The sequence below is a fragment of the Streptomyces sp. NPDC005863 genome (assembly GCF_042871345.1).
Taxonomy (GTDB): Bacteria; Actinomycetota; Actinomycetes; order Streptomycetales; family Streptomycetaceae; genus Streptomyces.
The window spans coordinates 1-12921 of record NZ_JBIAII010000017.1; the positions used below are offsets into that span (position 1 = coordinate 1).

At 71.5% G+C, this 12921-nt stretch carries 9 protein-coding genes and 1 pseudogene; all 10 read left to right on the forward strand.

Annotation, left to right across the window (positions count from 1 at the left end):
- Window positions 1-167 precede the first annotated feature (167 nt).
- The 10 genes and pseudogenes from ACFYO9_RS36615 (at window position 168) to ACFYO9_RS36660 (ending at window position 12906) form a co-directional block, all read left to right on the forward strand.
- Complete coding sequence (locus ACFYO9_RS36615; protein WP_358710171.1) at window positions 168-833, forward strand: HAD family hydrolase; 666 nt, start codon at window positions 168-170, stop codon at window positions 831-833.
- Window positions 834-1226: 393 nt separating this feature from the next.
- Window positions 1227-6176 (forward strand): NAD-glutamate dehydrogenase, encoded by a 4950-nt coding sequence (locus tag ACFYO9_RS36620; RefSeq protein ID WP_355816669.1) that lies wholly within the window; start codon window positions 1227-1229, stop codon window positions 6174-6176.
- A gap of 228 nt (window positions 6177-6404) precedes the next feature.
- Window positions 6405-7481 (forward strand): annotated as a pseudogene (locus ACFYO9_RS36625) (sugar phosphate nucleotidyltransferase); the annotation flags it as partial.
- Window positions 7482-7654: 173 nt separating this feature from the next.
- Window positions 7655-8398 carry a polyprenol monophosphomannose synthase gene (locus tag ACFYO9_RS36630; RefSeq protein ID WP_358778046.1) on the forward strand — a complete coding sequence of 248 codons (744 nt, stop codon included), beginning with the start codon at window positions 7655-7657 and terminating at the stop codon, window positions 8396-8398.
- On the forward strand, window positions 8395-8964 hold the full coding sequence (locus ACFYO9_RS36635) for a GtrA family protein (protein ID WP_358778033.1): 570 nt from the start codon (window positions 8395-8397) through the stop codon (window positions 8962-8964). Before ACFYO9_RS36630 ends, ACFYO9_RS36635 begins: the two co-directional genes overlap by 4 nt.
- On the forward strand, window positions 8948-10495 hold the full coding sequence (locus tag ACFYO9_RS36640; RefSeq protein WP_358778032.1) for a hypothetical protein: 1548 nt from the start codon (window positions 8948-8950) through the stop codon (window positions 10493-10495). Before ACFYO9_RS36635 ends, ACFYO9_RS36640 begins: the two co-directional genes overlap by 17 nt.
- A gap of 84 nt (window positions 10496-10579) precedes the next feature.
- Window positions 10580-11791, forward strand: coding sequence for a helix-turn-helix transcriptional regulator (locus tag ACFYO9_RS36645; protein ID WP_355816677.1), 1212 nt, complete (start codon window positions 10580-10582; stop codon window positions 11789-11791).
- 94 nt (window positions 11792-11885) lie between these two features.
- Window positions 11886-12371, forward strand: a complete 486-nt coding sequence (locus tag ACFYO9_RS36650) for a hypothetical protein (protein WP_358778031.1) — start codon at window positions 11886-11888, stop codon at window positions 12369-12371.
- A gap of 8 nt (window positions 12372-12379) precedes the next feature.
- Window positions 12380-12643 (forward strand): hypothetical protein, encoded by a 264-nt coding sequence (locus tag ACFYO9_RS36655; protein ID WP_358778045.1) that lies wholly within the window; start codon window positions 12380-12382, stop codon window positions 12641-12643.
- The gene (locus tag ACFYO9_RS36660) at window positions 12640-12906 is read left to right on the forward strand and encodes a hypothetical protein (protein WP_388667089.1); all 267 of its coding nucleotides are present in this window, start codon (window positions 12640-12642) and stop codon (window positions 12904-12906) included. Before ACFYO9_RS36655 ends, ACFYO9_RS36660 begins: the two co-directional genes overlap by 4 nt.
- Window positions 12907-12921 lie beyond the last annotated feature (15 nt).

Genomic DNA, 12921 nt, shown 5'->3' on the forward strand with positions numbered 1-12921 from the left:
ATCCACTGTTCGCCACGCCTCGCGGACAACATTGCTACAGCGTGCTCGGTGCTCCGTGCGCACATACCCCCACGTCCCCTCCCGTCTCGTACGCGCGTGCCGGCCGGTGGATTCCGAGGCGCCGGGGCACCCCCCTCCTCGGGGGCGGGAGAGGGTAGCGTTTTTGTATGAAGATGCTGCGTGGGGCGCATATCGTGTGGGACTGGAACGGGACGCTGCTGCATGACATTCATGCGGTGATCGACGCCACGAACGCGTCCTTCGCGGAGCTCGGGCTCGAACCGATCACGTTGGAGCGGTACCGCGATCTGTACTGCGTGCCCGTGCCCCGGTTCTACGAGCGGTTGATGGGGCGGCTGCCGAGCGACGCCGAGTGGCAGGTCATGGACACCGTCTTCCACAAGCACTACTGGACGCGGGTGGACACCTGCTCGCTGGCCGAGGGGGCCTGTGAGCTGCTGGCCGGGCGGCGGGCCGACGGGCGGACGCAGTCGTTGCTGTCGCTCGCCCCGCACGAGCACCTGGTGCCGATCGTGCGCAGGCACGGCATTCACGAGTACTTCGTACGGGTCGACGGGCGGACCGACGCGTCCCACGACGGCAAGGCCGAGCGGATGGTGCGCCACCTCGCCGAGCTGGAGGGGGTGGACGTCGACCGGGTCGTGGTGATCGGGGACGCCCTCGACGACGCCGTCGCCGCCGCGCACGTAGGTGCGCGCGCCGTGCTCTACACCGGCGGATCGCACAGCCGGGCGAGCCTGGAGCTCGCCGGGGTGCCCGTCGTGGACAGTCTGGCCGAGGCCGTGGATGTGGCGGAGCGGCTGGTCGGCTGAGGGGTGCGGGCCGAGCGGGCGGGCGCACTGTGCAGACTGTCAAAGTTCGCCCCCTGCTTTTGTACACATACGGCTCATGACGGCTGCCCGGTGCGGAGCGATAGCCTTGTCCCGTGATCAGCGCGATATCCCGCGGAGGCATCGACGCCTCCGCCCTGCGCCCGGGGAACACGGACCACCGTGCCCGGGCCCTCGCTGACGCTTCTTCGCGGTGCGGCCGACCGGGCCGGGCGAGCCATCGGTCAGTGGAACCGCTGAAAATGGCGGAAAGCTGTCCGCTCTCCCATCACCGCGGCATAACGTCGAAGACGGCCGGAGACCCCGTGCCGCGGCGTTACGGCACATCACTTCCTTCTACGTCACGCAACGGCGCGCGACAGGAGTCAGAGGACAATGCAGACCAAGCTGGACGAAGCCAAGGCCGAGCTGCTCGCACGGGCCGCCCGGGTAGCTGAGAACAGCCCGGCCGGGGGACACCTCCCGACCGGGACGACGAGCGAGGCCACGCCGGACCAGGACATGGCTCTCGCGTTCCTCCAGCGCTACTACCTGCACACCGCCCCCGAGGACCTGGCGGACCGCGACCCGGTCGACGTCTTCGGAGCCGCCTTCTCCCACTACCGCCTCGCCGAGAACCGCCCCCAGGGGACGGCCAACGTGCGGGTCCACACCCCGACGGTCGAGGAGAACGGCTGGACGTGCAGCCACTCCGTCGTCGAGGTGGTCACCGACGACATGCCCTTCCTCGTCGACTCCGTGACGAACGAGCTGTCCCGGCAGGGGCGCGGGATCCACGTCGTCATCCACCCGCAGGTCGTGGTGCGCCGTGATCTGACCGGAAAGCTCCTGGAGGTGCTGGGCCGCGAGGCCGGCGCCGAGCTGCCGCACGACGCCCTCGTCGAGTCGTGGATCCACGTCGAGATGGACCGCGAGACGGACCGCGCGGACCTGAAGCAGATCACCGCCGATCTGCTGCGGATCCTCAGCGACGTCCGCGAGACCGTCGAGGACTGGGAGAAGATGCGCGACGCCGCGCTGCGCATCGCCGACGAGCTGCCCGCCGAGCCCACCGCGGGCGACCTGCCCGACCAGGAGGTCGAGGAGGCCCGCGAGCTGCTCCGCTGGCTCGCCGACAACCACTTCACCTTCCTGGGCTTCCGTGAGTACGACCTCACGGACGACGACTCGCTCGCCGCCGTCCCCGGCACCGGTCTCGGCGTCCTGCGCGCCGACCCCCAGCACGACGGCGACGACCACCACCCGGTCAGCCCGTCCTTCAACCGGCTGCCCGCCGACGCCCGCGCGAAGGCCCGTGAGCACCGGCTCCTCGTCCTGACCAAGGCCAACAGCAGGGCCACCGTCCACCGGCCCTCGTATCTGGACTACGTCGGCGTGAAGAAGTTCGACGCCGAGGGCAACGTCGTCGGCGAGCGGCGCTTCCTCGGGCTCTTCTCGTCCGCCGCGTACACCGAGTCCGTGCGGCGCGTGCCGGTCATCCGCCGGAAGGTCGCCGAGGTGCTCAAGGGCGCCGGCTTCTCCGCCAACAGCCACGACGGGCGCGACCTGCTCCAGATCCTGGAGACCTACCCGCGCGACGAGCTCTTCCAGACCCCGGCGGACGAGCTGCGGTCCATCGTCACCAGCGTCCTGTACCTGCAGGAGCGCCGCCGGCTCCGGCTCTACCTGCGCAAGGACGAGTACGGGCGCTACTACTCCGCGCTCGTCTACCTGCCGCGCGACCGCTACACCACCGGCGTCCGGCTGCGGCTCATCGACATCCTCAAGGAGGAGCTGAACGGCGCCAGCGTCGACTTCACCGCCTGGAACACCGAGTCGATCCTCTCCCGCATCCACTTCGTCGTCCGGGTGCCCAAGGGCGGCGAGGTCCCCGACCTCTCCGACGCCGACGTCGAGCGCATCGAGGGACGGCTCGTCGACGCCGCCCGCTCCTGGGCCGACGGCTTCGCCGAGGCGCTCACCGCCGAGTGCGGCGAGGAGCGCGCCGCCGAGATGATCCGCCGGTACGGCCACGCCTTCCCCGAGGGCTACAAGGCCGACCACACGCCGCGCGCCGCCGTCGCCGACCTCCAGCACCTGGAGCAGCTCAGCCAGGGCGAGCAGGACTTCGCGCTCTCCCTGTACGAGCCGGTCGGCGCCGGACCCGGCGAGCGCCGCTTCAAGATCTACCGCACCGGCGAGCAGGTCTCCCTCTCCGCCGTGCTGCCCGTGCTGCAGCGCCTCGGCGTCGAGGTCACCGACGAGCGTCCGTACGAGCTGCGCTGCGCGGACCGTACGCATGCGTGGATCTACGACTTCGGGCTTCGCATGCCCAAGTCCCCGCACGGCAACGGCGACTACCTCGGCGACGACGGCCGCGAGCGCTTCCAGGAGGCCTTCGCCGCCGCCTGGACCGGCGCCGCCGAGGTCGACGGGTTCAACTCGCTGGTGCTGCGCGCCGGGCTCAACTGGCGCCAGGCGATGGTCCTTCGCGCCTACGCCAAGTACATGCGCCAGGCAGGATCGACGTTCAGCCAGGACTACATGGAGGACACCCTCCTCAACAACGTCCACACCACCCGGCTGCTCGTCTCGCTCTTCGAGGCGCGGATGTCGCCGGACCGCCAGCGCGCCGGCACCGAGCTGACCGACGGACTCCTGGAGGAGCTGGACGGCGCGCTCGACCAGGTCGCCTCGCTGGACGAGGACCGCATCCTGCGCTCCTTCCTCACCGTCATCAAGGCGACGCTGCGGACGAATTTCTTCCAGAAGACGGAGAGCGGGAAGCCGCACAACTACGTCTCCATGAAGTTCGACCCGCAGGCCATCCCCGACCTGCCGGCGCCCCGCCCCGCGTACGAGATCTGGGTGTACTCGCCCCGCGTCGAGGGCGTCCACCTGCGCTTCGGCAAGGTCGCGCGCGGCGGTCTGCGCTGGTCCGACCGGCGCGAGGACTTCCGCACGGAGATCCTCGGCCTGGTCAAGGCGCAGATGGTGAAGAACACCGTCATCGTGCCGGTCGGCGCCAAGGGCGGCTTCGTCGCCAAGCAGCTCCCCGACCCCTCCGAGGACCGCGACGCGTGGCTGGCGGAAGGCGTCGCCTGCTACAAGACGTTCATCTCGGCGCTGCTCGACATCACCGACAACCTGGTGGCCGGCGAGGTCGTGCCGCCCGCGGACGTCGTGCGCCACGACGAGGACGACACCTACCTGGTGGTCGCGGCCGACAAGGGCACCGCGACGTTCTCCGACATCGCCAACCAGGTCGCCGAGTCCTACGACTTCTGGCTCGGCGACGCCTTCGCCTCCGGCGGCTCGGCCGGCTACGACCACAAGGGCATGGGCATCACCGCCCGCGGCGCCTGGGAGTCCGTCAAGCGGCACTTCCGTGAGCTCGGCACCGACACCCAGTCCGAGGACTTCACGGTCGTCGGCGTCGGCGACATGAGCGGCGACGTGTTCGGCAACGGCATGCTGCTCTCCGAGCACATCCGCCTGGTCGCCGCCTTCGACCACCGGCACATCTTCATCGACCCGAGGCCGGACGCCGCCACCTCGTACGCCGAGCGCCGCCGCCTCTTCGACCTGCCGCGCTCCTCCTGGGCCGACTACGACAAGGAGCTGCTCTCCGCGGGCGGCGGCATCTTCCCGCGCAGCGCCAAGGCGATCCAGCTCAACGCGCAGATCCGCGAGGCCCTCGGCATCGAGGGCAAGATCGCCAAGATGACCCCGGCCGACCTGATGAAGGCCATCCTGCAGGCGCCGGTCGACCTGCTGTGGAACGGCGGCATCGGTACGTACGTGAAGTCGTCGGCCGAGTCCAACGCGGACGTCGGCGACAAGGCCAACGACGCGATCCGCGTGGACGGCCAGGACCTGCGCGTGAAGGTCGTCGGCGAGGGCGGCAACCTCGGTCTGACCCAGCTGGGCCGCATCGAGTTCGCGCGCGCGGGCGGCCACGCTTCTCATGGACGCTGCAACACCGACGCCATCGACAACAGCGCGGGCGTGGACACCTCCGACCACGAGGTGAACATCAAGATCCTGCTCAACGCGGTCGTCACCGACGGCGACATGACCGTCAAGCAGCGCAACAAGCTGCTCGCCGAGATGACCGACGAGGTCGGCCACCTGGTGCTGCGCAACAACTACGCGCAGAACACCGCGCTGGCCAACGCCGTCGCCCAGTCGCCGTCCCTGCTCCACGCCCACCAGCGCTTCATGCGCAGGCTCGGCAAGCAGGGCCACCTCGACCGGGGCCTGGAGTTCCTGCCGAACGACCGGCAGATCCGCGAGCTGCTCAACTCCTCGCGCGGCCTGTCGCAGCCGGAGCTCGCCGTGCTCCTCGCGTACACGAAGATCACGGCGGCGGACGAGCTGATCCACACGACGCTGCCCGACGACCCGTACCTGCAGCGGCTGCTGCACGCGTACTTCCCGAAGGCGCTGCGCGAGCGGTTCCCCGAGCAGGTCGACGCGCACGCGCTGCGCCGCGAGATCGTGACGACCGTCCTCGTCAACGACACGGTCAACAGCGGCGGTTCGACCTTCCTGCACCGGCTGCGGGAGGAGACGGGCGCCTCGCTGGAGGAGATCGTGCGGGCCCAGCTGGCCGCCCGTGAGATCTTCGGCCTCAGCGAGGTCTGGGACGCGGTCGAGGCGCTCGACAATGTCGTCGCCGCGGACGTCCAGACCCGGATCCGGCTGCACTCGCGCCGCCTGGTGGAGCGCGGTGCGCGCTGGCTGCTCAACAACCGGCCGCAGCCGCTCCAGCTCGCCGAGACGATCGACTTCTTCAGCGAGGGCGTCGCCGAGGTCTGGGCCGAGCTGCCGCGGCTGCTCCGCGGCTCCGACCAGGAGTGGTACCAGGGCATCCGCGACGAGCTGACCGGCGCGGGCGTTCCCGACGAACTCGCCCAGCGCGTCGCCGGGTTCTCCTCCGCCTTCCCGGCGCTCGACATCGTCGCGGTCGCGGAGCGCACCGGCAAGGAGCCGATGGCCGTCGCCGAGGTCTACTACGACCTCGCCGACCGGCTTGCCATCACCCAGCTGATGGACCGCATCATCGAGCTGCCGCGGGCCGACCGCTGGCAGTCCATGGCCCGCGCCTCCATCCGCGAGGACCTGTACGCGGCGCACGCCGCGCTGACCGCGGACATCCTCGCGGCGGGCAACGGCACCTCCACGCCGGAGGAACGGTTCAAGGCGTGGGAGGAGAAGAACGCGCCGATCCTGAGCCGGGCGCGGACGACGCTGGAGGAGATCCAGAGCTCGGACGCGTTCGACCTGGCGAATCTGTCGGTGGCGATGCGGACGATGCGGACGCTCCTTCGCACGCACTCCTGATTTCTGCTAGGCGACAAGGGGGCGCCCCGAGCCGGTCGGCTCAGGGGCGCCCCCTTGTGCGTCCCTGAGTCTTCGGCGGGCAAATCGGTTGCCCGGGTGGCGCGGAATGGGTGATGAGATTCGCCATACCCCATCAATTCAGACATTCGGGCTAAGGTGGGTGAGATTGTCTGACGACGGTACGAGATCCGCAGCGCGGGAAGAACGCAGGAAGGTCGCGACAGGGCGATGACGGAAGCCATTCTGCTGGTCGGCGGGCAGGGCACCCGGCTGCGGCCGGTCACGGTCCACACGCCGAAGCCGATGGTCCCCGCGGCCGGGGTCCCCTTCCTCGCGCACCAGCTCGCGCGCCTGAAGGCCGCCGGCGTCGAGCACGTCGTGATGGCCACCTGCTACCTCGCCGAGGTCTTCGAACCGCACTTCGGCGACGGATCCGCGTACGGCCTGCGCCTGGAGTACGTCGTCGAGGACGAGCCCCTCGGCACCGGCGGCGCCATCCGGCACGCCGCCGCGCGCCTCACCGGCGCCGGTGAGGCGCCCGTCCTCGTCCTCAACGGCGACATCCTCAGCGGCGTCGACATCCGCGGCCTGATCGAGGGCCACGTGCGGCGGGACGCCGACGTCACGCTGCATCTGACGCGCGTCGACGATCCCCGCGCCTTCGGACTCGTACCGACCGACGAGCGCGGGCGCGTCCTCGCCTTCACCGAGAAGCCGCAGACCGCCGAGGAGATCGTCACCGACCAGATCAACGCGGGCGCGTACGTCTTCCGGCGCTCCGTCATCGACACCATCCCGCGTGGCCGTGCCGTCTCCGTGGAGCGCGAGACGTTCCCCGCGCTGCTCGCCTCCGGCGCGTATCTGCACGGGCAGGTGGCGGACACGTACTGGCTGGACCTCGGCCGCCCCGAGGCGCTCGTCCAGGCCTCCGCCGACCTCGTACGCGGCGTCATCACCTCGCCCGCGCTGCCCGGGGAGCACGGCGAGTCGCTGGTCCTGCCCGGCGCCGAGGTCGCCCCGGACGCCCGGCTCGCCGCCGGCACCGTGGTGGGCGCGGGCTCGCGCATCGGGGCCGGCGCGGTCGTGCACGGCTCGGTCGTGCTCGGCGGCGCGGAGGTCGCGGCCGGCGCGCGGATCCGCCGGAGCCTGATCGGGGCGGGGGCCCGCGTCGGACGCCGTACGGTCCTCGACGGCGCGGTCGTCGGGGACGGCGCGCGGGTGGGCGCCGACAACGAACTGCGGACCGGGGCGCGGGTGTGGTGCGCGGCGGTCCTGCCCGACGGGGCGCTCCGCTTCTCGCCGGACGTGTCACCGGATGCCTCGTCTCTCACGTCGCCATCGCCGACCATCGAAGGGCTTGAGCTGTGACCGTGAACCTCCCCAAGGACGCGTCAAAGACCCCTGGCGCGTCGGAGAACCTCCCCGAGAGCGCGGAGGGCCTCGCCGAGCGGCTGCCCGAGGACTGGGCCGCGACCCCGATGACCGTCGTCATGCCCACGTACAACGAAGCGGGCAGCCTGCCCGGCATGGCGGAGGCCCTGATGGCGCTCCCGCTGCCCGGCCTGCGCCTGCTCGTCGTCGACGACTCCAGCCCGGACGGCACGGGACAGATCGCCGAACGCTTCGCCGAGCGGTACGGCAGCGCCCGCATGAGCGTCCTGCACCGCACCGAGAAGGACGGCCTCGGCCGGGCCTACGCGGCCGGCATGGCGCAGGCCGTCGCCGAGGGCGCGCACTACGTCCTGCAGATGGACGCCGACGGCAGCCACCCCGTGGCCAAGGCCGCCGAGCTGCTCGGCGTCGCCCTCGCCACCGACGCGGGCGTCGTCATCGGCAGCCGGTACGTGCAGGGCGGCACGCTCTCCGACGCGTGGGGCGTCCACCGCAAACTGCTCTCCCGCTGGGCCAACGCCTACGCGGGCACCATCCTTGGCACCCGCGTCCGCGACATCACCGGCGGCTTCAACCTGTGGCGCGCCGACACGCTGCGCGCCATCGACCTGGCCTCGGTGGACAGCGCGGGCTACAGCTTCCAGGTCGAGATGAAGTACCGGGCGGTGCGGCGCGGCTTCGGCGTCATGGAGGTGCCGATCCACTTCGAGGACCGCACGATCGGCGAGTCGAAGATGAACCTGATGGTGCAGCTGGAGTCGATCGTCATGCCGTGGAAGCTGCGGCTCGGCGCGAGAGCCGGCCACCGGGGCGCGGAGGCACGCCGATGACGCCCCCCACGCTGCAGGAGACGCCCTCCACCTTGCAGGAGACGCCCCCCACCTTGCAGGAGACGCGGCCCGCGCCCGCCACCGCGCCGCCCGCCACCTCCTTGGCGCCCCCCGCGCCCCCCGCGCCCCCCGCGCCCCGCTTCCCCCTCGCGCGGCTGCGCGCGCTCTGCGTCGAGCTGGTGAAGTTCGGCCTGGTCGGCGGCAGCGGCGTCGCCGTGAACCTCGTCGTCTTCAACCTCCTCCTGCACGGCCTGGGCTCCCGCCCGATGACGGCGACCGTGCTGGCCAGCTGCGTCGCCATGGGCACCAACTACCTGGGGTTCCGCTTCTTCACGTACCGGGACCGCGCCTCCCGCACGAAGCGGCAGATCGCGCTCTTCTTCGTCTTCAGCGGGATCGGCGTGGCGATGGAGAGCGTCCTGTTCTACGCGGCGTACCAAGGCGCGGGCATGGACGGGCCGCTCGGCTCGAACATCGCCAAGGCGCTCTCGATCGTCCTGGCCTCGGCGTTCCGTTTCCTGGTCTGCCGGACGTGGGTCTTCCAGCACGATGCGCGTCGCCACTAACGCGGTCATACGGCCGTCCGCGCGGGCCGCCGCCCTGGCCGCCCTGGCCGCCCCGGCTCTCCTCCTCCTCGTCCTGCTCCTCCTGGTGATCGTCCGCCTGCCGTGGGCGGGCGACCTCGGCATCCACGCGGCGACGATCGAACGGCTGCGCCACGACCTCGCCGACCCGGGCAATCCCCTGGTCGACGCGGACACCCCGAGCCCGTACTACTCGCCCTGGACGCTGCTGCTCGGCTGCCTCGCCAAGGTCACCGGCCTGTCCGCCTTCGCGGTGCTGCGGGTAGCGGCGGTGGCGGGGCTCGCGCTGCTGGTGACGGGGGTACGGCACTTCGTCGGCACCCTCACCGACCGGCGCGGGGCGATCGCGCCGGCCCTGCTCGCCCTGCTCTGCCTGCTGCTCCTCTGTGGCCCCGGCCTCTTCACCTGGAGCGGCTTCCTCGGCCTCAACTCCCTTGCCCTGACGGTCTCGTACCCGAGCACGTTCGCGCTCGGCCTCTCCTTCCACTTCTGGGCGCTGCTGCGGAGGGCCCTGCGGGGTGCGGGGCGGCGGGGTGCGGGGTGGCGGGGCGCGGGGTGGCCCGGCTTCCTCGGCCTCGGTGTGCTGTGGTCGGTCATCCTCCTGAGCCACCAATTCACCGGTGTGGTCGCGTCGTTCGGGGGCCTCGCGATGGTGCTGGGGGCGCGGCCGTGGCCCACGCGGGGTGTGCTGCTGCGGCTGGCCGGCGCCCTGGCGCTGGGGCTGGCCGTCCTGCTGGCGTGGCCGTACTACTCCTTCTTCGACCTGCTCGGCGTGGGCGACCTGGAGGAGATCCACCGCTCCCTCTACCGGCACCTGCTGTCGCACTTCGGTCTGGCTCTGCTCCTGGGCGTCCCCGCGCTGGCGTTGCGATGGCGCCGCGACCGCAGGGACCCCCTGGCCCTCTTCTTCCTGCTCGGCGCCGCGATGTTCGCGGCGGGCGGCCTGACCGGCCACTACTCGTGGGGCAGGGTGCTGCCGGCGGCGCTGATCCCGGCGCAGCTCGCGGTGGCCCTGGAGGTCTTCGGGGCGGGGCGCGCGGGCGTGCGGCGCGGGTTCGCCTGGCTGCTGGGAGCGGCGCTGCTCCTCGGCGCGTGGACGCAGGCGGGCACGCTGGGTTACGTGGTGCCGCGCGATGCGCTGCCGGCGCCGGTCGCCGCCAAGTACCGTCCCCCGTGGCCGGGTTACCGCTGGATCACCCCGCAGGTGCGGTACGGGGACGTGGTCCTCGCCAAGACGTTCCCGTCCCGCCAGATCCCCGCGTACGGCCCCTACACGGTGGCCCCCGGCTACCCGGACTTCTTCCTCCCCGACCAGGAGGAGCGGGTGGCGGCGGTCCGCGCGTACTTCGCGCCGTCGACCCCGCGCGCGGCACGCCTGGACATCCTGCGGAGGTACGGGGTGCGGTGGGTCGTGGCGTACCCGAGCGATGGTGGGCTGCCGGCGGACGACCCCGCGCTGAGGCGGGCGGCCACCGGGCCGAGGGGGCAGGTGTTGTACGAGGTGCGGGGGTGAGAGGGCGGTGTTCGCCCTGGCCGTACGGGAGTTGAGGCCTACCATGGGAGTTCAGCAGCCCGAGCAAGACCCACTGGGGTGACCGTGAGCGACTGGGCCGACCTGACAACTGGTAAGCGCATCAAGCATCTGCGGGGTTCCGACCTGACGCAGCAGGGCCTCGCGGAGGCGGCGGGGCTGTCCCTGGCGCTGGTGCAGAAGGCTGAACAGAACCGGGGTGAGCTGTCGGTGGGCTCGCTCCTCCGTCTCGCCCACGCGTTGAACACGGACGTGTCCGTGATTCTTGGCCAGCAGGCCCCCCGGCGGGGCATGAACCGGGACGTCCGCGCCGCCCTGCGTCAACTGTCCGACGCCGTCCACGAGAGCGCCCTCGGCGAGTGGGAGGGCATCGACGACCCGAGCACCGTCGAGGAGCTGAGCGAGGTCCGCGACCTCGCATGGGCGGCCTACTGGGCGAGTGACACCGCGAGCGTGAGCGGGTATGCCGCGAAGGTCCTCCTGGAGGGGCAGGTCAGGTACACCGCCGCCACGGGCGCGGAGCGTACGCGGCTGGGCTCGATCCTCGCCAGCACGTACCGTGTGGCCGCGTCGTGCTCCACCGGCTTCGGCCACCGTGACCTCGCGCTGAGTGCGCTCACGTCGGCGAAGCACCTCGCGAAGGACGTCGACGACCCCGTGATGACGGCGCTGCTCGAATCCACGCTGTCCTGGATCTACCTGCGGGGCGCCAAGCTGCCTCGTGCCGTGGCCGTGGCCGAACGGGCGGCACTGGCGATCGAACCGTCGTTCAGCAGCGGGTCACGACCCCAACTGCTCGCGTACGGGCGGCTGATGATCTCGGCGGCCGTCGCGGCGTCGAGGCGCGAGGACGAGAGCGCGGCCGACGACTACATCTCGCAGGCGCATGCCGCGGCGGCGAGGCTGGGCCGGGAGGAGAAGCTGTACGGGACCAGCTTCGGCCCCACGGCAGCCAAGACCGAGGCGGTCGGGATCCACGTCGCGTTGAAGAGCTACGGGCGCGCGCTGGACCTCGCCGCCCAGCCCGACATGCGGAAGCTCCCCAAGTCCATGTCAAAGGTCGCCCGGAACCGGTACAAGCTCGACGTCGCCCTCGCCCAGTGTGCCGTCGGCCTGCACGACCAGGCGGCGGAGACCCTCGTCGAGGTCGCGCTCGACGCCCCGGAATGGGTCAAGCACCAGGCGCTGCCCGGCGTCATCGGCAAGCGCCTGGCAAAGGTGTCCACGGCCCGCGTGCGCACCATCAGCGAGTTGATCGGCATGCCGTTGATCGCGTAGGCCCTACGGGACGTAGGAGTCGGAGCAGGGTCGCTCCGCCCGATCCGACTCCCCGTCTCTTCACTCTGCGTGAGCGCTCCGACACCATGGACGCATGGTCAGCAGCGAACGTGATCAAGGGCAGGAGCCGCGCGCGGCTCGTCGTAGCGAGGGGGACGTGCGGCGGCGTCAGGCGCTCGCCGACGCGGCGGCGGGCGTCGCGCCGGGCGAGGCCAACGTGCGGGACGAGGCCGCGAGGATAGAGCGGTTCCGTTGTGTGATCTACCTGTCCGGGGCCGCCGGTACGGATGTGACGGCGCCCCGCGAGGAGTGCGTGGCGTATGCCGAGGCGTTCGGGTGGGAGATCACGGAGGTGGTCGAGGAGCGCACGGGGCTGCTGCCGCCGCGGGGCCGTGCGGGGCTTGGGCGGGCCGTCGAGGGGATCGAGCGGGGCGAGGCGGGGGCGGTTCTCACCGCGTGGCGTTCGATGATCTCGCCGGTGCCGCAGGAGTACGACGAGGTGGCGCGGGAGATCGAGAGGGCCGGTGGGTTCCTGCACGTCAAGGACGCCATGCGCGGGAGGCGGGGGGTGGCACGGTGACGCGGCGCGTGTTCCGTTACGTCCCGTTCGTCATCGAGCAGGACCAGTCGGCGGAGCCGGAGTACGAGGCCCGGTGCGTGTCCGGCGACGAGACCGAGTGCGGGGCCGAGTCCGGCTCGTACGGTGCGCCGGAGCCGGTCGAGGAGTGGCAGCGCAGGCACACGCAGGAGACGCGGCACCGGCGCTACCGCCGCAACTTCGGGGATTACGCGGTGCTGCGGCCGCTGAGGGAGCCCGCCGCGCTGTCGGGGGCGTACGAGGGCAAGGGGTGACGTTCCATCCGGCCGCCGCGCGCCCGTGGCGCGATGCGTGGCCGCTCGTCGCACAGACCGATGACGGCAACGCGTGGGTGGTCGGGGCCTGTTGGCTGTACTGCCGACGCGAAGGCGTGCGCGTGCTGTGGGTGGGTTCCGTGCACACCCCGGGAGCGGCGGGCGACGTGTATGGGTGTGGTCCGTGCGTCGCCGAGCTCGATCACATGGTGCGCGTCCAGGCGTGCGGCCGGGACATGAGAGCGATCAAGGAGGAGATGTGACGGCAGGCACCGAGG

What these genes read in the sequence shown, in the direction of transcription:
- ACFYO9_RS36635 (WP_358778033.1), top strand. Translation starts at nt 8,395, where the DNA reads ATGACGCCCCCCACGCTGCAGGAGACGCCCTCCACCTTGCAGGAGACG.
- ACFYO9_RS36650 (WP_358778031.1), top strand. Translation starts at nt 11,886, where the DNA reads ATGGTCAGCAGCGAACGTGATCAAGGGCAGGAGCCGCGCGCGGCTCGT.
- ACFYO9_RS36640 (WP_358778032.1), top strand. Translation starts at nt 8,948, where the DNA reads ATGCGCGTCGCCACTAACGCGGTCATACGGCCGTCCGCGCGGGCCGCC.
- ACFYO9_RS36615 (WP_358710171.1), top strand. Translation starts at nt 168, where the DNA reads ATGAAGATGCTGCGTGGGGCGCATATCGTGTGGGACTGGAACGGGACG.
- ACFYO9_RS36630 (WP_358778046.1), top strand. Translation starts at nt 7,655, where the DNA reads ATGACCGTCGTCATGCCCACGTACAACGAAGCGGGCAGCCTGCCCGGC.
- ACFYO9_RS36620 (WP_355816669.1), top strand. Translation starts at nt 1,227, where the DNA reads ATGCAGACCAAGCTGGACGAAGCCAAGGCCGAGCTGCTCGCACGGGCC.